Source organism: Opitutus sp. sgz309028 (assembly GCF_059821195.1).
Genome location: NZ_JCAMRR010000004.1, coordinates 559,966 through 584,611 on the forward strand (window position 1 = coordinate 559,966; position 24,646 = coordinate 584,611).

The window sequence follows — 24,646 nt, forward strand, 5'->3', positions numbered from 1 at the left end:
ATCTCTGCGGCCGCGACTCAGTTGGCGAGTGACGGCAGGGTGAAATAATATTCCGTTCCACCTTCCCCCGGAACGTCAAAACCGCAGCGTCCGCCCTCCAGCTCGACCAGCCGCCGGACGATCGCGAGCCCCAGCCCGCGCGGCGCGCCCATCTCATGCAGCCGCTCGAACGGGAAAAACAACAGCGCCCGCTTCTCCTCCGGCACGGTGCCGCCGTGACGCACGAAAAATCGATACTCCCCGCCTTCATCGCTCCAGCCGACCGCGATGGTCCCGCCGGGGCCGCCAAATCGAAGCGCGTTCTGCAACAGATTGTGCCAGACAACCTGCAGCCACGCGGGACGTCCCACGACTTCCGGCCACTCGCGCGGCAGCGGCGCGATCGTCGCGCCGGCCTTCAACGCCGCACCTTCGATCTGTTGAAACGCATCCCAAAACGCCTGCTCCATGGAGAAGCGGCGCGGCACTTCGCGGCCCGCCGGCAGCTTGGCCACAAAGCTCATGCGCTCGATCAGCTTCACGAGCTCGTCCGCCGAATCGAGGATCGGCTGCGCCAGCTGCGCATCCTCCGGATTCGTCTCTGCCACGATCTCACGCAGCATTTCGGCCGTCGTCGTGATCCCGCCCAACGGGGTCCGCAAATCGTGCGCGATGCGATGGCCAAACGTCAGCAGGTCTCCGCGCAGGCGGGCGTTTTCCTTCGCCAGTTCATGATTCTCCAGCGCCGCACGCAACACCCGCCCGATCGCGGGGGTGTTCCACTCCTCCCGCGGCAGCGCCTGTGACGCGGGAAAGCCCGATACCCGCGGCGCTTCTCCGAGCACGACCACCGCCCAGCGGGGCAGCCCGGAAAGATCGCGCCCGCCGACCGCCTGGCCCAGCTCCTCGGCCGTGGGTTCGAAAAGGATCAGCAGCTCGGCCGGCTGGCCCGGTCGCGCCAGCGCCTCGGCCACACTCGGCAGAGACTGCAGCTTCACCTCCGGAAACGCCGCCGCGGAGGCGGTCGTCACCGTCGTCGCAAACTCCGCATCGTCGCCGACGGTGAGGAGGGACAGGGTAGGCTGGACGGTCGACACATTCATGCTGCTAGGTTTCGTGCCCGACAGACGCAACGGCGAATGGCGTCAACGCCGCGGCGATGCGATGCGGCCACACCGCCGCCCGTCTCCGCCGCAAGAATACCCTGCGCTCCCGGATATTCATCCCGTGCCGAACTGCTCGCGGATGATTTGCAGCGCCGGCTCGTCGAGGCCGGTCGAACTCCAGCACAACTCCCGCTCGACGTGGCAATCGATGCCCGCATCGAAAAGCGAAAACACCACGCCGATCACGCACGCGTCCGTGTCGACGCCGCATACCAGCGCCTTCTTCACACCCACGGCCTTGATCCGGTCGATCTGCTCGGTCGTGAGCCCGTAGCCGCGTTTCTCCAGCACGAGATCCTCCGGCGTCGTCGCCAGCACCAGTTCCGTTTCCGGCAACCCCGGCGCGCAGCTCGTGCGCTTCAGCTTCGTGCGAAAAAGGGAGTCGGGTTCGTTGATGAATTTCGTGAAGATCCGCAGAGGAAACTCCCGCGAACGCGCTTCGATCTTGTCGATCAAATCGGCCGGAATCGGAAAAGCTTTCTGCAGGTCAACGATCAGGATGGCGTCCATGGGCAAGAAAAGCCTGAAGGCAGTTCAGGCGGGAGCGGGGCGTTGGGCGGTCATAGACCCGCCGCATCCGGGAAGTTCCCAACCTCCGGCCCTCGCCGCGAACAACCTTGCGCGCGCCCTGTCCCGGCGCACGCCGCTCGTTCGCCGACCTCCCGCTGCGCCTTCGTCATGCCCTCGCCGCCGTCGCCATCCTCTTCGCTGTTCGATGTCTGCATCGTCGGCGCGGGACCCGCCGGACTCAACGCCGCTCTCGTCCTCGGCCGCTGCGGCCGCAACGTCCTCGTGTTCGACTCCGGCCAGCCGCGGAACATCCGTTCGCGCGCGCTTCACGGTTTTTTGACCCGCGACGGCACCCATCCGGTCGAACTCCGCGCGCTCGGCCGCGCCGAGCTCGCCGCCTATCCGACCGTGCAACTCCACGACGTGGAGGTGGTTCGCGCCCGCCGCATCGAGGGACACTTCGAAATCGAGCTGGTCAACGGCAGCTGCTTCGCCACGCGCGTCCTTCTGCTCGCCACCGGCCGCTACGACCGGATTCCGGAACCGCCGGGCTTCGAGCGCTTCTACGGCCGCGACGTTCATCACTGTCCGTATTGCGACGGCTGGGAGCATCGCGGGGAGACGCTCGTGGTCCACGGTCGCGGCCCCGACGGCTATCGTGAGGCGCTGCTTTTGCTCACCTGGAGTCACGCCGTCACCTTGTGCACCGACGGTCCCGACGGACTCGACGAACGCCAGCGCCAGCGGCTGCGCGACAACGGCATCGCCGTCATCGAAAACCGCATCGCCACGCTCGCGGGCGGAGGCGGCGATGACGACCGGCTGACCGCCGTGACGTTTCACGATCGCGCACCGCTCCCGTGCGGCGCCGTGTTCTTTTGCGGCGATTGCGTGCAACATTCCGCGTTGCCGCGGGAGCTGGGTTGCGAATTCGACGCCGACGGCAACGTCCGCTGCGACGGGCACGCCGCGACCAACGTCCCCGGCCTCTATGTCGCCGGCAATGTCCGGGGCGGCGTGCATCTCGCAATCGTCGCCGCGGCCGAAGGCGCCGAAGCCGCCATCGCCATCAACCGCGCCCTCCACGCCGCGCGACTGCGAGAGTAGGGCGGGGCAGCGAACGGGTTGTCGTGTAGGGCGAGTTCTCCCCCTACACTTGCGCTTCCCTCAGAACCGCACGACCGCGTGAAGGAAATAACCTGACACGCTGTCCGCGGTCCGTCTCGTTGAGGTTCATCCTCCGCACCATGTCTCCGCGTCTGCTGCCGTCTCTCTGCCTCGCCACCACCGCCTTGTGCTTCGGATCCATGTCCGCAGTCGCCGCCGACGTGACGCAACTCGCTCCGGTATCGGTCACCGCCACGCGGTCGCACGACACGCTCGCGGGCGAGCCATTTTCCGGCGTCGCGCTCGACGGCGACGCCGTTCGCTCGTCCGCAAATCTCACGCTCGACGGCGCGCTCCGCGGGCTCGCGGGTTTCAGCCTGTTCCGCCGCACCGACAGCTTTGCCGCGCATCCGACCGCGCAGGGCGTGTCGCTCCGCGGCATCGGCCCGAGCGGCGCCAGCCGTTCGCTCGTGCTGCTCGACGGCGTGCCGCTCAACGATCCGTTCGGCGGCTGGATCGTCTGGAACAAGGTCCCGCGCGAGTCGCTCGCCCGCATCGAGATCGTGCCCGGCGCCGGCGGCACCGCATGGGGCAACGCCGCGCTCGGCGGCGTCGTGCAGCTCTTCACCGAACCGCCGCTCGCCGCGCGTCAGCGGCTGGCCACGCGCATCGGAAGTTTCGATACACACGATGTCGAAGCGCAGTTCGCCGCGCCCGCCGGCTCCGGCACGCTGCAGATCCTCGGCCGCGATTTCTCAACCGATGGTTACGTCACCGTCGCCCCCGACCGCCGCGGGCCGATCGACACGCCCGCCGGCAGCCGCGCCCGCTGGGGCACGCTGCGCTGGCGCCAGCCGCTCGGTCGCGAGGGCTCCGCGACGCTCACCGTCCGTCGTTTCTCCGAGGATCGAAACAACGGCACGCCCTACCAGCGCAACGCCACCGACGAGACCTTCGGCTCGCTCCAGATCGAAACCCGCGCCTCCGCCACGCTGCGCTGGCAGGCCGTCGTTTACGATCAGAGCCAGGAGTTCGCGAGCACCTTCAGCTCGGTCAATGCCAACCGCACCGCCGAAACGCCCGCGAGCCATCAGTTCGCCGTGCCCGCGACCGCTCTCGGACTTTCCTGGGTCGGGGAATGGACGCCGACCACGTCGGCAATCACCACCTTCGGCGCCGACCTGCGCGATGTCCGCGGCGAAACGCGGGAGGACTCCGCCTTCTCGGGCAACGCGTTCACGCGCCGCCGCTTCGCCGGTGGACGCCAGACGATCGCCGGCGTCTTCGCCCTGCACCAGCAAACGCTGCCCGGCGACGCCCGCCTCGCCGCCGGACTGCGGCTCGACGGCTGGCGCGAGTCCGACGGCCATCGCCGCGATTATCTCGCCGGCGCGCCCGCCGGCGACGAACGGTATCCACAGATCGACGACATCGAGCTCAGCCCGAGTCTCGGCCTCAGCTGGCCGGCGAGTCAGGCCGTGCGGCTGCACGCGAACGTCCAGCAATCCTTGCGCCGGCCCACGCTCAACGAGCTGTATCGCCCGTTCCGCGTCGGCAACGTGATCACCGATGCAAATCCGGCGTTGAAGACCGAACGCGTCACCAGCGCCGAACTCGGCGCACAGGCGCGGCTGGGCGCGTGGCAGTTCGCCGCCGCCGTATTTCACAACGAACTGCGCGACGCGGTCGGCAACGTCACCATCGCCCGCGGCCCCGGCACGTTTCCCGGCATCGGTTTCGTGCCGGCCGGCGGCGAGGGGCGGCGGCGCCTGAACCTCGATCGCGTGCGCGTGCAGGGAATTTCGCTCGAGAGCACGTGGACGGTGTCGCCGCACCTGTCGATCAGCGCTCAGTATCTTTACGATCGCGCGAGGGTGCGGCGGGCGACCGTCTCCCCCTCGCTCGCGGGTCTGCGGCTCGCGCAGGTCCCGGAACACGCCGCGTCGCTCGCGATTAATTGGCGCGCGGGCCGCTGGTCGTTTTCGCCGCGCGTGCGTTATCTCGGGGCGCAGTTTGAAGACGATCAGAACACGCTGCGGCTCGCGCCGGCGGCGGTGGTCGATGCCGGTCTTTCGTTTCAGCTCAACGCCGCGGCGGAGTTGTTTACCGCCGTCGAAAATGCATTCAGCGAGCGGATTGAAACCGGACGCTCCGCGGACGGGCTCGTGAATCTCGGCACGCCGCGGCTGTGGCTGGTGGGCGTGCGCCTCTCGCGATGAAGCGGAGCCCGGCGACCCCTCGCCGGACTCCGCCGCTCAACCTGCCGGTCACGCCCGGAGTGATCTCCTGGGCTCCGGGCGTGACCGGGTTCCTTCCCGATCACCGGCGCAGCGGACGATGGATGTGCTCCGCGGCGGCGGCATGGGAGTGAACGATAGCCCGGCTTCGCGCCGTTCGGTAGGGGAGCAGGCCTGCATCCGCGACTCGGGCCGGTCGCGCGCGCCTCATCGGACTTTTTCGCGTCCGCGTGGGGCCGCCCGGGGAGCCCCGCGTGCGCACGCCCACCGCGGTTCAGGTGGGAAACCCGCCGGATGGCGGCGCGCCCGCGAGGGAATAGAGTGCCCGGTCGCCGAAGCAGCGGCGTGGAAATCGGAGCCATTCATGCGATCGCCCACTTCTTTTGTCGTCGCCCCCGGCGTGACCGGGCTGCGCACCGTCATGGTGAACGCCTATTTCATCGCCACCGCACCCGAGCCGGGCGGCTGGGTGCTCGTGGACGCCGGCCTGCCCGGATCCGGCCCGCAGATCGCGCGCGAGGCGGAGAAACGTTTCGGTCTGCACAATCCACCGATCGCGATCGTGCTCACGCACGGGCATTTCGACCACATTGGCGGGCTCTCGTGGTTGTTGCGCCGGTGGACTGTGCCCGTGTTCGCCCATGCCGAGGAGCTTCCTTTTCTGAATGATCGCCGGCACTATCCGCCGCCCGATCCGTTCGTCGGCGGCGCGATGCCGCTCGTCTCGCCGCTTTATCCGCGACAGCCGCCGCGATTGCCCAACGCGATCTCGGCACTTCCCGCCGATGGCTCGCTGCCGATGCTGCCGGGCTGGCGCTGGATCGGCACTCCGGGACATACGCCCGGACACGTGTCGCTGTGGCGGGAGTCGGATCGCGTGCTACTGGCCGGCGACGCGCTCACGACCACGCGCCAGGAATCGCTCGTGAATGTCTGGCGCCAGACCGAAGTCGTGCGGCCGCCGCCAGCGTATTTCACACCGAACTGGCGCGCCGCGTTTCGCTCACTGGTTCATTTGCGCACGCTCTCGCCGGAGACGCTTGCGACCGGACACGGACAGCCGATGCGCGGGCGGACGATGCGCGACGAGCTCGACTGGCTGATCGCGGATTTCCCTCATCGCGGCCTGCCGTGGCACGGTCGCTACGTGCCGCAGTCCTGGGCCGAGCCCGTGCGTGCATGATCGCTCCGCCCTCCACGAAATCGCATCGCGCCGGGTCCACCGCGCCAACCGCCGAGCCCGCGAACCCGTCCACCGCGACGCGTCTCACTCGCTGGCTCGCGTTGGCGCACGGCGCGTTCTACGTCCTCTCCGGACTTTGGCCCGTGGTGCACCTGCGCAGTTTCTATTTCGTCACCGGCCCGAAAACCGATGGCTGGCTGGTGCAGACGGTCGGGGCGTTGCTCGCGGTGTTCGGCGCGGCGCTCGTCAGCGCCGGGCGACGTCAGCGGTTTTCGCCCGAGATGATCTTCCTGGCGATCGCGATGCCGCTCGTGCTCGCCGCGGTCGACGTGATCTTTGTTTCCCGCGGCGTGATTCCGCCGATCTACCTCGCGGATGCGGCGGGAGAGACGCTGCTCGCGTTGGCATGGATCGCCGTCGCCGTCGGGCGCCGGCTGAAATCCTCCCTTTCCTGATCGCCGCGAACGGGAGCTCGCACTTCCAGGGAAGCGGGACACGCTCGTGCGTCTCATGCGCTTCGAACATTTCGCCCTCAATGTCTCCGACGCTCGCGCCCAAAGCCGCTGGTATGTCCAGCACCTCGGTTTCACGATCGCGCGCCAGCGGGAGGACGCGCCTTACACGCATTTCCTCGCCGACGATTCCGGCCGCGTGATCGTCGAGCTCTACACGAATCCGTCGGCCGCGATTCCGGATTACGCCGCGACCCATCCGCTGTGTTTTCACTTCGCCGTGGTGTCGGCCGACGCCGCGGCCGATCGCACGCGCCTCGAGCAGGCCGGCGCCACCTTCGCTGCGGAAGACCGCCTGCCGGACGGCTCGCATCTCGTGATGCTGCGCGATCCGTGGGGTGTGGCGTTGCAGCTCTGCCAGCGGGCGACGCCGTTGCCCCGAGGCTGATCCCACCCGCACAGTCGGCGCACGAATCGAAGGTTCACCGCACAATCGGATTGGCCGCCGCCGGCCAAATCCGCATGTTGGGCAAACATGTCCACCGATCCGCACCGCTACGCGAGCCGCATGCAGCAACTGCGTCCGTCGACCATCCGGGAAATCCTGAAGGTCACCGCGCAGCCCGAGATCATTTCGTTTGCCGGAGGACTGCCCGCACCGGAGCTGTTTCCGGTCGACGCGATCAGCCGGGTCGCGCAAGCCCTGCTCGCCGCCGATGGCGCGCAGGCACTCCAATACGGCCCGAGCGAAGGTTATCTGCCGCTCCGCGAATGGATCGCCGCCGAGATGACGCGCCGCGGCGCGCGCACGTCCGCCAGCGAAGTGCTCGTGACCAGCGGTTCGCAGCAGGTGCTCGATCTTGCGGGGAAACTTTTTCTCAACCGGGGCGACGTGGTGCTGACGGAGAACCCCACGTATCTCGCCGCGATCCAGGCGTTCCAGACGATGGAAGCGCGCTTTGTGCCGGTGCCGACCGACGAGCAGGGCTTGATCCCGGATGCGTTGCCCGAACTGATCCGGCAGCATCAGCCGAAGTTTCTCTACACGATTCCGAATTTCCAGAATCCCACCGGCGTCACGCTCGCCGCCGACCGGCGCGAACGTCTCGCGCGCCTCGCCGCGGAACATAAGCTCACGATTCTCGAGGACGATCCCTACGGCCAGCTACGCTACCGCGGCACGGCCATCCCGCCGGTGAAGCACTGGGACACAGCCGGCCGCGTGCTTTACGCGAGCACGTTCTCGAAAGTGATCGCGCCGGGTTTGCGCACCGGCTGGGTCGTGGCGCCGCCGGAGATCTTTGCGAAGCTGCTGATGTTGAAACAGGCGTCGGACCTGCACACCTCGAGCCTCGATCAGCGGATCGCGCATCGCTTCCTGACGGAGAACGACGTCGAGGCGCACCTCGCACGCATTCGCCACGCCTACGGCGAGCGCTTCGCGGTGATGGACGAAACCCTCCGCGCGGAAATGCCCGCCGGCTATCGCTGGACGCATCCTGAAGGCGGCATGTTTCTGTGGATCACCGGCCCTGCGCACCTCGATGGCATGGCGCTGCTCGAGCGCGCGATCCAGCGGCAGGTCGCCTTCGTGCCGGGGCGGGATTTTTTCCCCGGCGACAGCGGCCAGAATTTTCTCCGGTTGAACTTCTCGAACTCGTCGCCCGAACGCATCCGCGAAGGCGTGAAACGCCTCGCCGCGCTCTGTCGCGATCTGGAGGCGCAGGCGTAAGTAGGTTTCGGATACAGCACTCCACTCGCCACCGCCTCCCGCACGGCCCGCCCACCACCCCGCGGAACACAGCAAACCTGTTAACCGGAAAGTGTCATATAATGTATGACACTTTCCGGTTAACGCTTTCGGCTCCGCGCTGAAATCAGCATCAGACCAAAAAAAATGCGGAGCCGGGTGGCTCCGCATCAAAAGGTTCGCGCGAGAAAGGTGAGCGCGAGACGAAACTTCGGCTTTACGCCTGGAGCTGCGGGCGGGTCGGCTCGGGCCAGTCCACGTGGAAGAACTTGCCCCGCGGCTGGTCGACGCGCTCGTAGGTGTGCGCGCCGAAGTAGTCGCGCTGCGCCTGCAGCAGGTTCGCCGGCAGGCGGGCAGAACGATAGCTGTCGTAGTAGGCGAGGGCCGAGGCAAAGGTCGGCGCCGGCACGCCGCATTCGGCGGCGAGCGACACGACCTTGCGCCAGTTTTCCTGCGCGTTCTTCACCATCTTGTTGAAATACGGGTCGAGCAGCAGGTTCGCGAGGTTCGGATTCCGCGCGTAGGCCTCGGTGATCTTCTGGAGAAATGCCGCGCGGATGATGCAGCCGCCGCGCCAGATCTGCGCGATCTCGCCGAAGTTCAGCTTCCAGTTGAACTCCTTCTGCGCCTGGCGCATGAGCTGGAAGCCCTGCGCATACGAGCAGATCTTCGAGCAGTAGAGCGCGTCGTGGATCGCGGCGATCAGCGCCTTCTTCGAGCCGCGGTATTTCTTGCCCGGGCCCTTCAGGATCTTCGACGCGGCGACGCGCTCGTCCTTGATCGCGGAGATGCAACGCGCGAAGACCGCCTCGGCGATCGTCGGCGCCGGCACGCCCATATCGAGCGCGTTGGTCGAGGTCCATTTGCCGGTGCCTTTCTGGCCGGCGGTATCGAGGACGATGTCGACAAACGCCTTCCGCTTCGTCTGCGGATCCTTCTGCTTCAAAATGTCGGCCGTGATCTCGATCAGGAAGCTGTCGAGGATGCCCTGATTCCACTCGGAGAAAATCTCACCCATCTCCGCCGGCTTGAGGTCGAGCAGGCCCGACATCAGCGCGTAGGCCTCACAGATCATCTGCATGTCGCCATACTCGATGCCGTTGTGAATCATCTTCACATAGTGGCCGGCGCCGTTTTCGCCGATGTAGGTCGTGCAGGGCACGCCGCCGACGACGGGTTTGCCGGGAGCGGCGCCGACGAGCGGCTTGCCCGTCTTCGCGTCGACCTTCGCGGCGATCGCCTGCCAGATCGGCTTCAATTCCTTCCAGGCGCCCTTCTCGCCGCCGGGCATGAGCGACGGACCGAAACGCGCACCTTCCTCGCCGCCGGACACGCCGGAGCCGATGAAACGCAGGCCTTTTTCGCGGAGCGCCTTTTCGCGGCGGATCGTGTCGGTCCACAGCGCGTTGCCGCCGTCGATCACGATGTCGCCCTGCTCGAGCAGCGGGACCAGGCCGTCGATAACGGCGTCGGTGCCCTTGCCGGCCTGGACGAGGATCACGATCTTGCGCGGCTTCGCGAGCGATTGGACGAACTCCTCGAGGGTTTTGGTGCCGACGACACCGCCAGGCGTGTTAGGATTCTCGGCGACGAACTTCTCCATCTTTTCCGTCGTGCGGTTGTAAACCGAGATCTGGAAGCCGTGGTCGGCGATGTTGAGCGCGAGATTCTGGCCCATCACGGCCAGGCCAATGAGGCCAATATCGGAATGAGATTTGGGCATAAGCAAAGGGAGAGACGTAATTACGCTTACAGCCGGCTAAAAACCACCTCGATTTTGCCGGGCGGTCATAAATTCCATGCTCGTTGTTGCGCGAACGGGGATCTCCCCCGCGAAAAAAGCCCATCCTCGCGGATGGGCCCGGAGTTTTCCCGCGATGCGGAGGCGCTCACGCCACCGCGCGGCGTCGCCACAATCCTACGCCGAGCAGCGCCGACGCCCCGAACACCAAGGCATAGGTGGAAGGTTCCGGAATCGGCGACCCGCCCGCCGCCACGGAGCCCAGCGTGATGTCATCGAAGCCGATCTTATCGGCCGCTCCGCCAAACGAGACGGAGTATGCCAGACCCGTGAATTCGACGCCGATCGGGTCCCAGCCCAGAACGGACTCTCCGAAGACAGTCCGCGGAAGATCGAAACTCCCCAGCACGGTGCCCGTGGCATTCGAGCCCGAGTAAACCGTCACCGTGCCGGGCTCGAACGCCGCGTAATAAAACGAGAAACCCGTCGTGAACCCCGCGGCCACATTCATCACCGCCGAACCGCCATCGACGAAGAACGCAATGGTGGTGCCGGATGAACCACGGGCAAAGTTTCCCCCTCCGCCAGCCTCTTGGCTGATAAGCGCCAACGCCCCAGGCATGAAAGAAATGCCGTAGTCGCCGCCACCGCCTCCGTTATAGTAGTCGCCGATCTCCTGATTGTCCTGGAGGCCTTCGAAGGTCAGCACCGTGACCTGTGACCAGCCAGTCATGGCCCAACCAATCAGCATTACCCCCAGGGTGAGGGTTCTCGTGAATTTACAAGTGAACATCGCGCGGGACAATCGCGCGACATCTCCGTAACTAAAGTAAAATCAACTAAATGCCAAATGGTAGCTGTCGCTATTGCGATTGCCTTGTAGCATAGGCGCCTTTACTCGGAAAAAACCCCGCCAGCCACTCGACCACCGGCGTCGCCCAGGCCGGTTCGTTGCGTTCATAGATCCAACTGAATCCGACCGCGCTGAAGACCACCACCAGCACCACGCCGAGCACGACTTTGTTCACCTGCGCGAGCTTCCGCAGGATCACCACCACCGCGATCACCGCGGCGATCGCGATGCCGACCTTCAGCCAGAAAGCCGGCGGCACGTGCTTCAATTTCTCGAGCGCAGAGGTGTTGTTCGCGGCGACAGCCAGGACAGCGAGCAAAGACATGGCGGGAAAACGTGCGGCCCGTTGTCGCCCGACACGAGCCGGTTCGCAATCCCGCGGTCGATTTACCGGATTTTACGCGGGGTCTCCCAACGAATGTTGGCGCGCGCCCTCGTTACCGCCGGTAACTTTCAACTTTCGCCGCGTCCGCCACGCCTCTCAAAACACCCGCAGCAGCGCCGACGGCGCCACGCCCAGCGCGATCAGCAGCAGCGCCGCCAGCACGAGCGTGAAACCCACGTCCAACGGCACCGCGATCCGCGCCACGGGCTTCGCGGGCGAGGCGACCACCGCCTGTTTCAACAGCACGAGATAATAGTAAAGCGCCACCGCGCTCAGCGCGATCGCCGCCAGGGACAACACGCCCGTTGAGGTCGCCAGTCCGCCGATCTTCAAGCCCGCGGCGAACACCGCGAATTTCCCAAAAAATCCCGCGAGCGGCGGCACGCCCGCCAGCGACAGCACATAAACGAACAAACATCCCGCCAGCAGGGGCGAGCGCCGGTGCAGCCCCGCCAGATCCGTGAGGTTCTGGCATCCGCCCGCGCGCTCCAGCACGCCGATCACGCCAAACGCGCCGACCGTCGCCAGACCGTAAGTCGTCGCATAATAAAACAGCGGCCCCACGCCGGCGCGTCCCGCGACCATCACCGCGATCAACATCACGCCGGCGTGCGCAATCGCCGAATACGCCAGCAGGCGGCGGACGTTCGACTGCGCCAGCGCGACGAGATTGCCGAGCAACAGCGCCGCGCCCGACAGCACCGCGACAATCGTCAGCCAGCCCGGATCCTGCAGCGGCGCGAAGAAATCGCCCGACGCATCGCCGAGCGTGCTCCACAACAGCCGCACGAACACCGTGGCGCCCGCCAGCTTCGACGCCGACGCGATCAGCGCCGACGCGGCCGACGGCGCGCCTTGATACACATCGGGCGCCCACAGATGAAACGGCGCCGCAGCGGCCTTGAAGCCAAACGCCACCAGCACCATCGCGAGCGCCACCGCCAGCAACGGCCCGCCCGCGCCCGCCGCCAGCGCGCGCGCGATCGCCGGCAGCTCGATCGAACCGGTCAGCCCGTAAATCAAACTGAACCCGAACAGCAGGAACGCCGCGGCCATCCCGCCAAAGAGGAAATATTTCAAGCCCGCCTCCGCCGACTCCGGCCGGCGTTTATCGAAACCCGCGAGGATATACAGCGACAGGCTCGCCAGTTCGATCGCGAGAAAGACCAGCAGCAACTGCTGCGCGACCGCCATCAGCGTGAAACCCGTCGTCGCAAACAGCAGCGTCGCCGTGAACTCCGCCGGATGCCGCACGCGTTCGCTCCCCGGCGCCAGGCAAAGCGTGAACAACGCCAGCAGCAGCACGCCCAGCCGCGTCATCAATCCCAGCGTGTCGAGCGTCAGCACCAATCCGAACACCGGTCCGCCCCGTCCGGCCTGCACCGTTTGCCACGCGGCGAACAACACCGCCACGCCACCCAGCGAAACCGACGCGCGCAACCGGTCGTCCACCGTCCGGCCCTTGCCGCGCCACAAATCGTAGCCGAGCACGATCAGCGCGCCGAGCACCAGCGCGAGTTCCGGGCCGAGCGCCCGCACGAGTTCACCGTAATTGAGCATCATGACGCGCCTCCGTTCAGCACCGCCTGAAACAGCGGCGAGCGCAGCGCCGGCTCGATCCAGTTCAACAACACATCCGGCCGCAGACCCACATACACCGTCGCCGCCACCAGTAATCCGGCGCCCGCTTTTTCCGCCCACGTGATCGGTTCGAGATGCAGCGCCGACTGCGCCGCCGGTTCGTTCTCAGCCCGCCCGAAAAACGCGAGCTGCATCACGCGTAACGTAAACGCCGCCGCCACCAGCACACCGATCGCCGCGGCGAACGCCCACAGCGGCGCGACTTTCCACGCCCCGATCAGAATCGTGAGCTCCGACGGAAACCCCGAAAATCCCGGCATTCCCATCGACGCCAGCCCCGCGATCACAAACGTCGTCGCCGCAAACGGCATCCATCGGAAGAGCGGCCAGCGCCGCAGGTCCGCGAGCTGGCGCGTGTGCGTGCGATCGTAAACCATCCGGCCGACCACGGCGAACAGCAGCCCCGCGATCACCCCGTGCGAAAACATCTGCAGCACCGCACCGCTCGCGCCGCGGACGTTCATCGTCGCCAGCCCGAGCAGCACGAAGCCCATGTGGCTCACACTCGAGTAGGCGATAACGAACTTGAAATCCTCCTGCACCAGCGCGACGAAGCCGGCGTAAAGAATCCCCGCGATCGCGAGCCACGCGATCGCCGGCTGCCAGAACAGCATCGCCTCCGGAAACAGCGGCATCGCCACGCGCAGACAGCCATACGCGCCGAGCTTCATCACCACGCCCGCCAGCAACATCGACGCCGCGGTCGGCGCCGCCACGTGTCCGGTCGGCGCCCAGGTGTGCAGCGGAAACATACCCGCCAGCGTCGCGAATCCGAAAAAGATCAGCGCGAAGATCGCGATCTGCTCGCCCGGCGCGATGCCCCGCGCCGCCGCCGCGAGCTCGCTCAACGCGAAGCCTTCCGCATTCCCCGCCGCGTAAGTCCACAACAGTCCGCCGAGCACCAGCGCGCTGCCCGCGAACGAGTAGAGCACGAGCTTCATCGCGCCATATTCGCGCCGCGTGGAGCCCCAGTTCGCGATCAGGAAATACTTCGGCACGATCGCGATCTCGTAGAACACGAAGAACGCAAACGCGTCCGTGCTGAGAAACACGCCGTAGACGCCGCCGATCAGCGTCAGATAAAGCGCGAAGAACTCGCCCACGCGCTCGGTCACGTTCCACGAAAACAGAATCCCCGCCGTCGCCGCGATGCCCGTCAGCACCACCAGCGTCAGGCTGATCCCGTCGGCCCCGAGCTGATAACGAATTCCGAGCTGCGGTATCCAGGAAACGTCGACGAGCGTCTGCACGCCCGCCGTCGGCGTGAACGTGGCCGCCGCGAAGAGCGTCAGCCCGCAACCGGCGACCGCCGTGACGAGCGCGATCCACCGCGCAGCCGCCGCCGAGCGGACGCCCGCCACCAGCGCGAGCAGCGCGCCAAGGAAGGAAACGTAGATCGTGCAGGGCAGCGCGTTCATGAAGCGAAAAGAAGGGTAGGGGCGCCTCGCCGAGGCGTCCGCGACCAGGCGGATTCCACTGGCGACCAGCCTGGAGCGCCGGCTCCACCTTCGCCTTGACGAACCACGACGGGCTTTTTCATCGCAACGCCTCCACCCAGCTCGTCACGAGCGGATTGAAAATCCAGATGACGAGCTGCGGCATTACACCGAGCGCGAACATCAAGCCGATGCCCGGAATCAACAGCGCGATTTCGCGATTCGAAACATCTTTGTAGGTCGACACCGCGCCGCGCTGCGGTCCGTGAAACACGCGCTGCCAGAACGTCAGCAGGAACAGCGCGGTCGCCAGCAGGCCGATCGTCGCCGTCGCCGCCGCCCACGGGGCGAGCCCGAACACGCCGCGGAAAATCAGGAACTCGCCCACGAAGCCGTTCAAGCCCGGCAGCCCGAGCGACGAAAACATCGCGATCCCGCACAGCCCCGCGAACACCGGCATCGCCGTCCGCACGCCGCCGAAATCGTCCAGGCCCCGCTTCCCGCCGCTGCGCGCCTCGAGCACGCCGACGCAGAAGAACAACGCCGACGCCGACAACCCGTGGTTGAACATCTGCAGCAGCGCGCCGCTCAACGCCGACGCCGCCGCGTCCGGCGAGGGCTGCGACGTCGCCGCGATCGCGAACAGCGCGAGCAGGCAGTAGCTCAGGTGGTTGACCGACGAATACGCGACGAGGCGTTTGAGATCCGTCTGCCGCAGCGCCGCCAGCGCACCGAACACCACGCCGCCGAGCGCGAGCCACAGCAACGGCGTCGCCCACGCCTGCAACTCGCCCGGAAACAGCGGCCACAGGATTCGCAGAAAACCGTAGACGCCCATCTTCGACATCACGCCTGTAAGAAACATCGACGTCCCCGTCGGTGCCTCGGCGTAAGCCGCCGGCAGCCAGGTGTGAAACGGAAACAGCGGCACCTTCACTGCGAGGCCGATGAACACGCCGAGGAACACCGCCGTCGTCCATCCGTCGCCCAGCCGCGCCGTCAGGGTGCCGTCCGCCCGGAGCGCCGCGAGCTGCGTGAAATCGAGCGTGCCCGCCGCCGCGTAAAGCGCGGCAAATCCCGCGAGCATGAACGCGCTGCCACCGATCGTGTAGATGACGAACTGATACGCTGCGCGCGCCGCGCCCGCGCCGCCCCAGAGTTTGATCAGGAAAAACGCCGGCACGAGGCTCAGTTCCCAGAACACGAACCAGTGAAAGAAATCGAGCGCGAGGAACACACCCAGCGCCGCGCCTTGCAGCAGCAGGAATAGAATCGCCGCAAACCGCACGTCGCGTGCATCGCGCCACGAAGCTGCCAGCGCCGCGGGCGCCACCAAACCGGTGAGCAGCACGAGCAGCAGACTCATGCCGTCCAAGCCGAGATGATACGACACGTGCAGCGACGGAATCCACGCGTGCTGCTCCGTGAATTGCAGCCCGGCGGAGGGATCGAACTGCGACGTGAGCCAAAGTCCCAGCGCCAGGGTGCTCAGACTGAAACCGAGCGCGAGCGGTCGCACCGCGCCGACCGCGAGCCGCGGCGACACCGCCAGCAGCGCCGCACCGACCCACGGCAGAAAAATCACCAGCGAGAGTAGCGGGAGCGAATTCATCGCCCACCTCCCCGGCGCCAGGTGCAGCCCGACGTCGCCGTCAGGCTTCGCGAAGCGCACTCACGAGCCAGCCCGACGGTGACGTCGGGTTTCACCTTCGAGATCGAGCTCACGGAAATTTTCATGCCGCACCTCCGATCACCAGCACCAGCACGAGCGCGACGAACGCCACCGCAATCGTCAGCAGGTAGCCGTGCGCATCGCCGCTCTGCCGCCGCGCATACGCGCGCCCGCTGCCGCGGAGTTTCTCGCTCGCGGCGTCGAAGCCCGCATTGATCGCCGACTCGTCCGCCTGCTGGTCCATCACGCCAAACACGCGCGCGAGCGCCGCGATCGCGCGAACCGCGCCGTCCCACACATAGCGGTCAAACGTATCCGCGAGCGCCGCCAGCGCACGGAACGCCCGGCCGACGGTCGCCGCGTAAAGTTCGTCGAAACCGAGCCGGTTCGCCAGCGCCGCAAAGACGCCCGGCATCGCCGCCTCGAGCGGATCCCGCGCCTCAGCCGTCACGCGCAAGCGCCGTCCGTAAATCCACGCGCCCGCGCCGATGCCCACGCCCACGAGCACGATCGAGAGCACCATCAGCCCACCGCCCTCAAAGAGCGAATGCCCGTGGACGTGCGTCTCGCCGAGCAGCTTTGTCTGCAGCCACGGCCACACCGGCGTGCCGAGAAATCCCAACACCACCGCGCAAATCGCGAGCAGCGTCAGCGGCACGGTCATCACCGGGGAACTTTCATGCGCGTGCTCCGCGGCGGTGGAGCGCGGCCGGCCGAAGAACACCTCCGCCATCAGCCGCGTCATGTAAAACGCCGTCAGCACCACCGCGATCAACCCGACTGCGAGCGGCAGGTGCGACACCGGCCACGCGTGCGCCGCGTGGAGAATCGCCTCCTTGCTCCAAAAACCGGAGAACAGGAACGGCACGCCGCTGAGCGCCATCATGCCGATGGAAAACGTTGCGAACGTGACCTTCATCTTCGGCGCGAGTCCGCCGAGTTGACGGATGTCCTGTTCGTGATGCGCCGCGTGGATCACCGAACCCGCGCCGAGGAAGAGCAGCGCCTTGAAAAACGCGTGCGTGAGCAAGTGGAAGATTGCCGCGACCCACGAGCCGACGCCGAGCGCGAGCATCATGTAGCCGAGCTGCGACACCGTCGAAAAAGCGAGGACGCGCTTGAGATCGTTCTGCGCGACCGCGATCGAGGCCCCGAGCAGCGCGGTGATCGCGCCGACGAACGCCACGACCGTCAACGCGTGCACCGGCACCGCCGTGAGTGCCTGGTCCGCGCTCATCAGCGGATACACCCGCGCGATGAGAAACACGCCCGCCGCCACCATTGTGGCCGCGTGGATCAGCGCCGACACCGGCGTCGGACCTTCCATCGCATCCGGCAGCCACACGTGCAGCGGAAACTGGCCGGACTTGCCGACCGCGCCGCTGAAAATCAGCAAGCCGATCGCGCTCGAAACCGCGAGACCGCAGCCCAGCGTCTGCGCCGACAAGGCGGCGAGCGACGCGTTCTCGAGCACGCCCGCGCCGCCATCGTAAAACAGCAGCGAGCCGCTCGCGTCGTAGAGCCAGACCATGCCGATCAGGAATCCGAGATCGCCGATGCGCGTCGTGATGAAGGCTTTCTTCGCCGCCGCGGCGGCCTCCGGTTTGTGAAACCAGAATCCAATCAGCAAATACGACGCGAGCCCGACCAGCTCCCAGCTCACGAACAACAGCAGCAGGCTGTTCGCGATCACGATCCCGAGCATCGCGGCCGCGAAGAGGCTGAGGAAACAGAAGAACCGCGTGAAGTTCGCGTCCTCCTTCATGTAGCCGAGGCTGAAGATGAAAATCAGCGCGCTTACGAAGGTCACCATCACGGCCATGAACGCCGTCAACGGATCGAGCACCCAGCCGAGCCGCACGGCGTCGATCCCGAGATCGAACCACGCGAAGTTGAACGTCTGGTGCACGGACGGATCCGCGAGCGCCGCGAACAGCGCGAAGATGGAGATGGCGAACGACGCCGAGATGCCCGTGATCGCGACGGCAGCCGCGAATCGCCGGCCGCTGCGCGGCGTCAGCGCGCCGAGCGCCGCCGCCACGAGCGGCAGCGCCGGTATGAGCCAGAGATACTGAACGCTGAAACTCATGGGGTGTAGCCGCAAAGAGGCGCAGAATTTCCTGCTGCGAAGGTGACACGCGAGGCGCCTAGAGGCGCCCGGCCGATCTTCGCCGGAGAGACAGATGAGACTTTGTGCGTTTCTGCGGCCATGGTCGCCTCAGCCTTTCAGCCGGTTGGCCTCCTGCAGCCGGATGTTTTTCTGGTGGCGGTAAACCGCGATCACCAGCGCGAGGCCGACGGCCGCTTCGGCCGCGGCGATCGCGATCGCAAAGAGAACGAAGATCACGCCCGTCGCAGGCGCCGGCGTCGGCCCGAACCGCCAGAACGCGATGAAATTCAAATTCGCCGCGTTCAACATCAGCTCGATGCCGAGCAGCACGAGAATCGTATTGCTGCGCGCGAGCGCGGCCGTGAGCCCGATTGCGAATAGCCCCGTCGAAAGCAGCAGGCAGAGCGTGAGCGGGTTCATCGTTTTTCCTCCGGCGGTGCACCGCGGGCATTGTCGTCGGATGCACGCCGCTCAGGCTCCGTCGACGCCAGGATGGTCGCGCCAATCAACGCCACCGTGAGCACCACGCCGGCCACCAAGAGCGACACGATTTGCGGGCCCATCAGTTGAAATCCGAGTTGTCGCACCTGGATCGCGGGCGCGCGTCCGTCTGGCAGATCGAACGGGGTCGCGAGCACCGCGTAACCGATCACGCCCGCGACCGCCGCGCCGGCGATCAACGCCGGGATCACGCGTCGCCGCGAATCCCGCGCGATCTCCGGCTCCTCACCGCGGCGCGTCAACAGCACCGCGAAGAGCACGATCATCGACACGGCGCCGACGTAGATCAGCACCTGGGCGAAAGCGATGAACTCTGCGCCTGCCCACAGATAAAACGCCGCGATCCCTGCCCAGGTAAAGATGAGCAGCAGCGCGCTGTGGATCAGATTGCGCCGCGACAGCGCAAGCGCGGCGCTGGCGAGCATGAGCGCGGCGATGATGGCGAGCGCGATCATGCGTAGTGATAGGTGCGCGGCCCGAGGCCGGCGCTCAGCCGGCGGCCGATCGAGATGAACGGCAGCACGACCAGCGCGATCGAGATGCCCCAGCGCGCGATCTGGCCGGGCCAGGGGAGATCCGCCGAGACGAACCAGAAGGCGGCGTTGAGAAGATTGATGAGCGCGAGCGGCACGAGGAATTTCCACGAGAGCCGCGTGAGCTGGTCGATCCGCAGGCGCAGCAGCGTGCCGCGAATCCAGATCAGCACGAGCACGAGCGCGAAGAGTTTCACGCCGAACCAGACATACGATGGAATGAACTGCAGGAACTCGCACGGCGCCTGCCAGCCGCCGAGAAAGAGCGTCACGCCGAGGCCGCACAGCGCCGTCATCCCGAAATACTCCGCCATGAAGAACAGCGCGTATTTGAAACCTGAATATTCGGTGAGATGACCCGCGATCAGCTCGCTCTCCGCCTCCGGCAGGTCGAACGGCGACCGGTTCGTCTCGGCCAGCGTCGCGATCAGGAAGATAACGAAGCCGAGCGCGCCCCACGGCGTGAGAATATTCCAGTGCGGAATGACGCCGAAGGTCCAGCCCTCCTGCGCGAGCACGATGTGCTGCGTCGAGAGCGTCCCGGCGAGCATCACCACCGGAATCACCGTCAACAGCAGCGGCAACTCGTAGCTGATCAGCTGCGCGAGCGCGCGCATTGCGGCGAGCAGCGAGTATTTGTTCCGGCTGGACCAGCCCGCCATGAAGATCGCGAGCTCGGTGGCCGCGCCGGCGGCGAAGAAATACAGCACCGCGGCATCGAGCTCGACCGGGATGAGTTCGCGGCCGAACGGGATCACGGCGAACGTCATCAGTGCGAACGTGCACACCACCACCGGGGCGAGGAAATGGAGCAGCTTGTCGGCCCGCGCGGGCACGATGTCCTCCTTCGTCAGCGCCTTCACCGCGTCGGCAAACGGCTGGAGCAGGCCGAAGGGCCCGGTGCGGTTGGGACCGTAGCGATTCTGGATGCGTCCGAGGAGCTTGCGCTCGACGACGGTGAGAAACGCAAAGAACAGGCCGAACACAGCGAGCACCCCGACGATCGTGATCAGATGATGCACGAGCCACTGCAATGGTGCCGGAAAAATGGATACAACCCAGTCGCGCGCGGCGAGCGGAGCGTGTTCGAGGAAGCTGGAGGACCCGGCGCTCATCGGCGGCTCCTTGTTTGTCGGGCGGGGTCCGTGGCGTGGCGCGCGTTCATGCGGCGGGCGGAGGAGGCTTCGGGGCTTCCGCGCTCGGCGCGTCAGACGGTTTCGGCGTGGGCGTCGCGGTTGCTGCCGGTGTCGGAGCCGGCTTGGCTTGCGCGGCTTTGGCGGCCGCGGCCGCCGCGGCGGCTTTCGCTTTTTCCTCCGCGGCCTTGCGGTCCGCGGCGAGACGCGCGTCGACCTCGGCGGCGTCGGTCGGATGAATCTGATGAAAATAGCTGTTGGGCTTCGCGAGCTGCTCGCGGTGCAGCAGGAGATCCGTGAAGCGGTTCGACGCGGCGATCTCGAAGACCTGATCCATCTTGATCGCGTCGAAGGGACAGACCTCGACGCAGATCTGGCAGCTCATGCAGACGGAGGTGTCGATGTCGAAGATTGCCGGATACAGCTGCAGCTTGCCGGCGGCGTCGGGTTTCTTGTCCTTGCTCTTCTCGATGTAGATGCACTGCGGCGGGCATTCCTTTTCGCAGATCTGGCACGCGACGCAGCGCAGCGTGCCCATCGGGTCCTCGGCGTTTTCCGAGACGAGGAAGGGGAAATTGCGATACGCCTCCGGCAGCGGCAGCCGCTTCTCCGGATATTCCACCGTCACCAGGCGTTCGGGATCGTGATAACTCCCGACGAGATTTTTCGCCGTGACCGCGAGTCCCTTGAGTATGCCAGAGCCAAGCATTGTCGGAGATCGGAGTTGGGAGATGGGAGATCGGGTTCGGCGGGCGCGTCAGCGGTCCACTTCGCCGAGGACGATGTCGATGCTGCCGAGGATCACGACGGCATCGGCGATGGTGTGGCCGAGGCACATGTCCTCGAGCACGGTGAGGTTGACGAACGAGGGCGGCCGCACGCGGTAACGATACGGATTCGGGCTGCCGTCGCTGATGAGATAGAAACCGATTTCGCCCTTCGGGCCCTCGATTCGTCCGTAAGCCTCGCCGGCCTTCGGACGAAAGCCGCGGAGCTTCGCCTTCGGGTCCATGATCGGACCGGCCGGCAGATCGCGCAGCGCCTGCTGGAGGATTCCGACCGACTCGCGCATCTCGAGGATGCGCATCATGTAGCGGTCGTAGGTGTCGCCGTGCTCGCCGAGCGGCACGCGGAATTCGAAACGTGGATACAGGCCGTAACCGTCGACCTTGCGGATGTCGTAGTTGACGCCGCTCGCACGCAGCATCGGGCCGGTGATGCCCGCGCTGACGGCCAACTCGGGCGCGAGCCGGCCGACGCCTTGCGTGCGCGCGAGGAGGATCTCGTTGCCCGTGAGCAGCTGTTCGTATTCGTCGAGAAACCGCGGAAAGCCGTCGACGATTTTGCCCACCGCCGCGAGCCACTCCGGCGTCGGGTCGACACGGCAGCCGCCGAAACGCTGGTAGTTGCACATCATCCGCGAGCCGCTGAGCGATTCGAAGAGATCGAGGATCTTTTCGCGCTCGCGGAAGGCGTAGAGGAGCGGCGTGAACGAGGTGCCGAGGTCGTTGAAGAGAAACCCGACGAGGCAGGCGTGATTCACCAGGCGCGTGAGCTCGCCGAGGATGATCCGCAGATATTCGGCGCGCTCGGGCACGGCCTGGCCGGCGAGCTTCTCGACGGCGAGCGCATAGGCCCAGTTGTTCGTCATCGAGCAGAGGTAGTCGAGACGATCGGTGTAGGGCATCGACGCGAGATACGTGGTGTTCTCGCCGAGCTTCTCGTGATTGCGGTGCAGGTAGCCGAACACCGGCTTTAGCTTCACGATCTTCTCGCCATCGAGCGTCGCGACCATGCGGAACACACCGTGCGTCGACGGATGCTGCGGCCCCATCGACACCTCGAGCAGATCGCCGTGAAACTCGTCGTGGACGGCGCGCACGGTGGGACCGGACGGCGCGCCGGAAAGCCACGAGCCGGTGGCGAGCGAAGCGTTGAGCGGCGACAGGCCGGCGCTTTCGAAGCTCATACGGCGCCTCCTTCCTGCGGCGGCGGGGCGGGGTAGTGCGCTTTCGCGCGCTCGAGCACCTCGCCGTGCGGCGTGGGCTCCCACTCGAAATCGTCGGGCGCGACGTAGTCCTTCCGCATCGGGTGGTCCTTGAACTCGTCCCACATCAAAATGCGGCGGAGATCGGGATGTCCCTCGAACACGATGCCGAACAAATCGTAGGCCTCGCGTTCCTGAAACTCGCACGAGCGCCAGATCGGCGTCAGCGACGGCACGGCGTTGCGGTCGGTGCGGTTCGCGGTGCGCAAGCGCAGGATCACCGGACCGTGTTTCAACTCCATCGAGTAAAGGTGATACACCGCCTCGAGGTATCCGGGCTGCACGCGCTTGGTCTTTTGCTCAACGACCTTCGGCGGGCCGCCCGCGGGATCCGGCACGGTGGTTTTCGTCGTTTCGACGATTTCCTTTTCCGGCCAGTCGATGCCGGTCACGTTGGAGCAATAATCGAACCGCAGGCCGGAGGCGTCGCGCAGAAAGCGGGCGGCTTCGACGGCGTGCGCCGCATCCAAAAGCAGCGAAGGCTGCGCGGCCGGACCGGGATTCGCCACGAGGGCGATCTGCGCCCCGGGGAAGCGGGCCAGCAACCGGTCGCGGAGTTGTTCGGGCGTGTCCATCGCGTCAGGCCTTGCGCGGCAGCGGCGGCGCCGGTTGCCACACGGCATCGTTTTTCGGCGGCACGAGGTCGCGCTCGCCGAATTCAGGAATTGGATACTCGCTGGGTTCCTCCGGCCGCGTCTGGCGGGCGGCATCGGGGCCGGCGAGGCGCTCGGCGCGGATTTTCTTCTGCAGCTCCATCAGGCCGTTGAGCAGCGCCTCCGGGCGCGGCGGGCAGCCGGGAATGTAGATGTCGACGGGGATGTAGCGATCGATGCCCTTGAGGACGTTGTAGCCCTGCTTGAACGGGCCGCCGGAAATCGCGCACGCGCCCATCGCGATGCAGTATTTCGGCTCGGGCATCTGGTTCCAGAGTCGCACGACCTGCGGCGCCATTTTCTTCGTGACCGTGCCGGACACGATCATGAGGTCGGCTTGCCGGGGCGAAGGGCGGAAGATCTCGGCGCCGAAACGCGCGATGTCGAAGCGCGCGGTCGCGGTGGCGATCATCTCGATCGCGCAGCAGGCGAGGCCGAATTGCAGGGGCCAGATCGAGTTGCTGCGGCCCCAGTTGTAGAGCTCCTCGAGGCTCGTCAGGAGGATGCCGTGACGCCGCAGCTCGTCGCGCTCGGCGTCGGTGATCGCGGGAGGAACGTGGTCGGGCGCGTCGCTCATTTCCATTCGAGATGGCCGCGATGCCAGGCCCACACGAGGCCCTCGGCGAGCAGCAGCAGGAAGACTAACATCGCGAGCACCGCTTCCGCCGGCAGGCCGGTGAACGCGACCGCGAACGGCAGGAGGAACAGCACCTCGACGTCGAAGATCAGGAAGAAGATCGCGTAGAGATAGTAGTGCGCCTTGAACTGGATCCACGAATCGCCCGTCGAAGGCAGGCCGCATTCGTAGGTCGCGTTCTTCAGGTCACCCGATTTCGGCGGCTGGAAAAACTGCGCCCACGCCTTCGCGACGCCCAGCATCACCAGCGGGAAGGCGACCGCGACCCCGAGAAACAGGGCAAGAAACGCATAGGGGTGACTGGTCATAAAATGCGCAGGCGAGGGTTCCCACGATGAAAACCGCGGTCGAAAGCTCAACGTCGAAGCGCCGCCCTTTTTTGGCCAACGCTGCGCGTTTGTTGGTGCCCGCCGTTTCGCGCCTTATGACCCGCCCAGCGCTGCGGATACGCGTTCAGTCCGCGTGGTCGCCGCGCGTCGCGCCGTTGATCCACTCGCTCGCGCCGTCCGCGTAATGTTCTTTTTTCCAGATCGGCACGCGCGCTTTCGCCTCGTCGATCACGTAGCGGCAGGCGTCGAACGCCGCGCCGCGATGCGCCGCCACGACTCCGACCCAGACCGCGAGATCGCCGATCTGCAGCGCGCCGACGCGGTGCACGGCATGAATCGCGAGCACGCCGAACTTCGCGTGCGCTTCGGCCACGATCCGCGTGCCCTCGCGTTCCGCGAGTTCGCCGAACGCCTCGTAATCGAGCGCGCGCACGGCGCGCCCGTCGTTGTGATCGCGCACCCAGCCCTCGAACGTCACACACGCCCCCGCGCGCGGATCGAGCAACGCGAGTTTCAGCGCCGCGGGGTCGAGGGGTTGGTTGGAAAGGGAGAACATGTTCGCGCGAGAGGCTTCGACGGCTCGCGGCGGCG

General features: G+C 66.3%; 24 protein-coding genes. 6 read left to right on the forward strand and 18 right to left on the reverse strand.

The features are described 5' to 3' along the window. Positions 1-17 precede the first annotated feature (17 nt). Together AC6RV7_RS18060 and AC6RV7_RS18065 are read right to left on the reverse strand one after the other, a co-directional pair. Positions 18-1,082 carry a sensor histidine kinase gene (locus AC6RV7_RS18060; protein WP_500095519.1) on the reverse strand — a complete coding sequence of 355 codons (1,065 nt, stop codon included), beginning with the start codon at positions 1,080-1,082 and terminating at the stop codon, positions 18-20. Between the two features lie 117 nt (positions 1,083-1,199). Beyond that, positions 1,200-1,655, reverse strand: coding sequence for a cysteine hydrolase family protein (locus AC6RV7_RS18065; protein WP_500095521.1), 456 nt, complete (start codon positions 1,653-1,655; stop codon positions 1,200-1,202). 168 nt (positions 1,656-1,823) lie between these two features. On the opposite strand from AC6RV7_RS18065, the gene AC6RV7_RS18070 reads away from it, so the two are divergent. The 6 genes from AC6RV7_RS18070 (at position 1,824) to AC6RV7_RS18095 (ending at position 8,366) form a co-directional block, all read left to right on the forward strand. After that, positions 1,824-2,762, forward strand: a complete 939-nt coding sequence (locus AC6RV7_RS18070; RefSeq protein ID WP_500095524.1) for an NAD(P)/FAD-dependent oxidoreductase — start codon at positions 1,824-1,826, stop codon at positions 2,760-2,762. Positions 2,763-2,902: 140 nt separating this feature from the next. Continuing rightward, positions 2,903-4,981: a TonB-dependent receptor gene (locus AC6RV7_RS18075; protein ID WP_500095527.1), complete on the forward strand. Its 2,079-nt coding sequence runs from the start codon at positions 2,903-2,905 to the stop codon at positions 4,979-4,981. Between the two features lie 382 nt (positions 4,982-5,363). Then, positions 5,364-6,182, forward strand: a complete 819-nt coding sequence (locus AC6RV7_RS18080; protein WP_500095529.1) for an MBL fold metallo-hydrolase — start codon at positions 5,364-5,366, stop codon at positions 6,180-6,182. Continuing rightward, positions 6,179-6,637 (forward strand): hypothetical protein, encoded by a 459-nt coding sequence (locus AC6RV7_RS18085; RefSeq protein ID WP_500095532.1) that lies wholly within the window; start codon positions 6,179-6,181, stop codon positions 6,635-6,637. The genes AC6RV7_RS18080 and AC6RV7_RS18085 overlap by 4 nt, the downstream gene beginning before the upstream one ends. Before the next feature lie 55 nt (positions 6,638-6,692). Then, positions 6,693-7,082, forward strand: coding sequence for a VOC family protein (locus AC6RV7_RS18090; RefSeq protein WP_500095534.1), 390 nt, complete (start codon positions 6,693-6,695; stop codon positions 7,080-7,082). An 87-nt stretch (positions 7,083-7,169) separates the two neighbouring features. Continuing rightward, the gene (locus AC6RV7_RS18095; RefSeq protein ID WP_500095536.1) at positions 7,170-8,366 is read left to right on the forward strand and encodes an aminotransferase-like domain-containing protein; all 1,197 of its coding nucleotides are present in this window, start codon (positions 7,170-7,172) and stop codon (positions 8,364-8,366) included. Between the two features lie 235 nt (positions 8,367-8,601). Here AC6RV7_RS18095 and gnd read toward each other — a convergent pair whose 3' ends face one another. The 16 genes from gnd to AC6RV7_RS18175 all read right to left on the reverse strand — a co-directional run bounded on the left by gnd (position 8,602) and on the right by AC6RV7_RS18175 (position 24,611). Next, complete coding sequence (gene gnd / locus AC6RV7_RS18100; protein WP_500095539.1) at positions 8,602-10,107, reverse strand: NADP-dependent phosphogluconate dehydrogenase; 1,506 nt, start codon at positions 10,105-10,107, stop codon at positions 8,602-8,604. 166 nt (positions 10,108-10,273) lie between these two features. Continuing rightward, positions 10,274-10,876, reverse strand: a complete 603-nt coding sequence (locus AC6RV7_RS18105; RefSeq protein ID WP_500095541.1) for a PEP-CTERM sorting domain-containing protein — start codon at positions 10,874-10,876, stop codon at positions 10,274-10,276. A gap of 112 nt (positions 10,877-10,988) precedes the next feature. Continuing rightward, on the reverse strand, positions 10,989-11,303 hold the full coding sequence (locus AC6RV7_RS18110) for a hypothetical protein (RefSeq protein WP_500095544.1): 315 nt from the start codon (positions 11,301-11,303) through the stop codon (positions 10,989-10,991). Between the two features lie 156 nt (positions 11,304-11,459). Then, complete coding sequence (locus tag AC6RV7_RS18115) at positions 11,460-12,926, reverse strand: NADH-quinone oxidoreductase subunit N (protein WP_500095547.1); 1,467 nt, start codon at positions 12,924-12,926, stop codon at positions 11,460-11,462. Next, a complete protein-coding gene (locus tag AC6RV7_RS18120; protein WP_500095549.1) occupies positions 12,923-14,422 on the reverse strand; it encodes a complex I subunit 4 family protein in 1,500 nt (499 codons plus the stop codon). The genes AC6RV7_RS18115 and AC6RV7_RS18120 overlap by 4 nt, the downstream gene beginning before the upstream one ends. Before the next feature lie 118 nt (positions 14,423-14,540). Then, the gene (locus AC6RV7_RS18125) at positions 14,541-16,052 is read right to left on the reverse strand and encodes a complex I subunit 4 family protein (protein ID WP_500095551.1); all 1,512 of its coding nucleotides are present in this window, start codon (positions 16,050-16,052) and stop codon (positions 14,541-14,543) included. Positions 16,053-16,173: 121 nt separating this feature from the next. Beyond that, the gene (gene nuoL / locus AC6RV7_RS18130; protein WP_500095553.1) at positions 16,174-18,201 is read right to left on the reverse strand and encodes an NADH-quinone oxidoreductase subunit L; all 2,028 of its coding nucleotides are present in this window, start codon (positions 18,199-18,201) and stop codon (positions 16,174-16,176) included. A gap of 129 nt (positions 18,202-18,330) precedes the next feature. Further along, the gene (gene nuoK, locus AC6RV7_RS18135; protein ID WP_500095555.1) at positions 18,331-18,642 is read right to left on the reverse strand and encodes an NADH-quinone oxidoreductase subunit NuoK; all 312 of its coding nucleotides are present in this window, start codon (positions 18,640-18,642) and stop codon (positions 18,331-18,333) included. Beyond that, positions 18,639-19,178 (reverse strand): NADH-quinone oxidoreductase subunit J family protein, encoded by a 540-nt coding sequence (locus tag AC6RV7_RS18140; RefSeq protein WP_500095557.1) that lies wholly within the window; start codon positions 19,176-19,178, stop codon positions 18,639-18,641. Before AC6RV7_RS18140 ends, nuoK begins: the two co-directional genes overlap by 4 nt. Continuing rightward, positions 19,175-20,371, reverse strand: a complete 1,197-nt coding sequence (gene nuoH / locus AC6RV7_RS18145) for an NADH-quinone oxidoreductase subunit NuoH (protein ID WP_500095559.1) — start codon at positions 20,369-20,371, stop codon at positions 19,175-19,177. Before nuoH ends, AC6RV7_RS18140 begins: the two co-directional genes overlap by 4 nt. Positions 20,372-20,417: 46 nt before the next feature. Next, the gene (locus AC6RV7_RS18150) at positions 20,418-21,098 is read right to left on the reverse strand and encodes a 4Fe-4S dicluster domain-containing protein (RefSeq protein ID WP_500095561.1); all 681 of its coding nucleotides are present in this window, start codon (positions 21,096-21,098) and stop codon (positions 20,418-20,420) included. 48 nt (positions 21,099-21,146) lie between these two features. Then, complete coding sequence (locus AC6RV7_RS18155; RefSeq protein WP_500095662.1) at positions 21,147-22,223, reverse strand: NADH-quinone oxidoreductase subunit D; 1,077 nt, start codon at positions 22,221-22,223, stop codon at positions 21,147-21,149. Between the two features lie 131 nt (positions 22,224-22,354). Continuing rightward, the gene (locus AC6RV7_RS18160) at positions 22,355-23,011 is read right to left on the reverse strand and encodes an NADH-quinone oxidoreductase subunit C (RefSeq protein ID WP_500095563.1); all 657 of its coding nucleotides are present in this window, start codon (positions 23,009-23,011) and stop codon (positions 22,355-22,357) included. Positions 23,012-23,015: 4 nt separating this feature from the next. Continuing rightward, on the reverse strand, positions 23,016-23,666 hold the full coding sequence (locus tag AC6RV7_RS18165; RefSeq protein ID WP_500095565.1) for an NADH-quinone oxidoreductase subunit B: 651 nt from the start codon (positions 23,664-23,666) through the stop codon (positions 23,016-23,018). Beyond that, complete coding sequence (locus AC6RV7_RS18170) at positions 23,663-24,034, reverse strand: NADH-quinone oxidoreductase subunit A (protein ID WP_500095567.1); 372 nt, start codon at positions 24,032-24,034, stop codon at positions 23,663-23,665. Before AC6RV7_RS18170 ends, AC6RV7_RS18165 begins: the two co-directional genes overlap by 4 nt. Positions 24,035-24,179: 145 nt before the next feature. After that, a complete protein-coding gene (locus AC6RV7_RS18175) occupies positions 24,180-24,611 on the reverse strand; it encodes a molybdenum cofactor biosynthesis protein MoaE (RefSeq protein WP_500095569.1) in 432 nt (143 codons plus the stop codon). Positions 24,612-24,646 lie beyond the last annotated feature (35 nt).

Bases quoted from the DNA above. Each gene is read 5' to 3' on its own strand.
- AC6RV7_RS18065 (WP_500095521.1), bottom strand. From the start codon at position 1,655: ATGGACGCCATCCTGATCGTTGACCTGCAGAAAGCTTTTCCGATTCCG.
- nuoL (WP_500095553.1), bottom strand. From the start codon at position 18,201: ATGAGTTTCAGCGTTCAGTATCTCTGGCTCATACCGGCGCTGCCGCTC.
- AC6RV7_RS18080 (WP_500095529.1), top strand. From the start codon at position 5,364: ATGCGATCGCCCACTTCTTTTGTCGTCGCCCCCGGCGTGACCGGGCTG.
- AC6RV7_RS18095 (WP_500095536.1), top strand. From the start codon at position 7,170: ATGTCCACCGATCCGCACCGCTACGCGAGCCGCATGCAGCAACTGCGT.
- nuoH (WP_500095559.1), bottom strand. From the start codon at position 20,371: ATGAGCGCCGGGTCCTCCAGCTTCCTCGAACACGCTCCGCTCGCCGCG.
- AC6RV7_RS18140 (WP_500095557.1), bottom strand. From the start codon at position 19,178: ATGATCGCGCTCGCCATCATCGCCGCGCTCATGCTCGCCAGCGCCGCG.
- AC6RV7_RS18075 (WP_500095527.1), top strand. From the start codon at position 2,903: ATGTCTCCGCGTCTGCTGCCGTCTCTCTGCCTCGCCACCACCGCCTTG.
- gnd (WP_500095539.1), bottom strand. From the start codon at position 10,107: ATGCCCAAATCTCATTCCGATATTGGCCTCATTGGCCTGGCCGTGATG.
- AC6RV7_RS18165 (WP_500095565.1), bottom strand. From the start codon at position 23,666: ATGAGCGACGCGCCCGACCACGTTCCTCCCGCGATCACCGACGCCGAG.
- AC6RV7_RS18105 (WP_500095541.1), bottom strand. From the start codon at position 10,876: ATGCTGATTGGTTGGGCCATGACTGGCTGGTCACAGGTCACGGTGCTG.
- AC6RV7_RS18090 (WP_500095534.1), top strand. From the start codon at position 6,693: ATGCGCTTCGAACATTTCGCCCTCAATGTCTCCGACGCTCGCGCCCAA.
- AC6RV7_RS18155 (WP_500095662.1), bottom strand. From the start codon at position 22,223: ATGGGGCCGCAGCATCCGTCGACGCACGGTGTGTTCCGCATGGTCGCG.
- AC6RV7_RS18175 (WP_500095569.1), bottom strand. From the start codon at position 24,611: ATGTTCTCCCTTTCCAACCAACCCCTCGACCCCGCGGCGCTGAAACTC.
- AC6RV7_RS18060 (WP_500095519.1), bottom strand. From the start codon at position 1,082: ATGAATGTGTCGACCGTCCAGCCTACCCTGTCCCTCCTCACCGTCGGC.
- AC6RV7_RS18070 (WP_500095524.1), top strand. From the start codon at position 1,824: ATGCCCTCGCCGCCGTCGCCATCCTCTTCGCTGTTCGATGTCTGCATC.
- AC6RV7_RS18170 (WP_500095567.1), bottom strand. From the start codon at position 24,034: ATGACCAGTCACCCCTATGCGTTTCTTGCCCTGTTTCTCGGGGTCGCG.
- AC6RV7_RS18115 (WP_500095547.1), bottom strand. From the start codon at position 12,926: ATGATGCTCAATTACGGTGAACTCGTGCGGGCGCTCGGCCCGGAACTC.
- AC6RV7_RS18125 (WP_500095551.1), bottom strand. From the start codon at position 16,052: ATGAATTCGCTCCCGCTACTCTCGCTGGTGATTTTTCTGCCGTGGGTC.
- AC6RV7_RS18120 (WP_500095549.1), bottom strand. From the start codon at position 14,422: ATGAACGCGCTGCCCTGCACGATCTACGTTTCCTTCCTTGGCGCGCTG.
- nuoK (WP_500095555.1), bottom strand. From the start codon at position 18,642: ATGAACCCGCTCACGCTCTGCCTGCTGCTTTCGACGGGGCTATTCGCA.
- AC6RV7_RS18085 (WP_500095532.1), top strand. From the start codon at position 6,179: ATGATCGCTCCGCCCTCCACGAAATCGCATCGCGCCGGGTCCACCGCG.
- AC6RV7_RS18150 (WP_500095561.1), bottom strand. From the start codon at position 21,098: ATGCTTGGCTCTGGCATACTCAAGGGACTCGCGGTCACGGCGAAAAAT.
- AC6RV7_RS18160 (WP_500095563.1), bottom strand. From the start codon at position 23,011: ATGGACACGCCCGAACAACTCCGCGACCGGTTGCTGGCCCGCTTCCCC.
- AC6RV7_RS18110 (WP_500095544.1), bottom strand. From the start codon at position 11,303: ATGTCTTTGCTCGCTGTCCTGGCTGTCGCCGCGAACAACACCTCTGCG.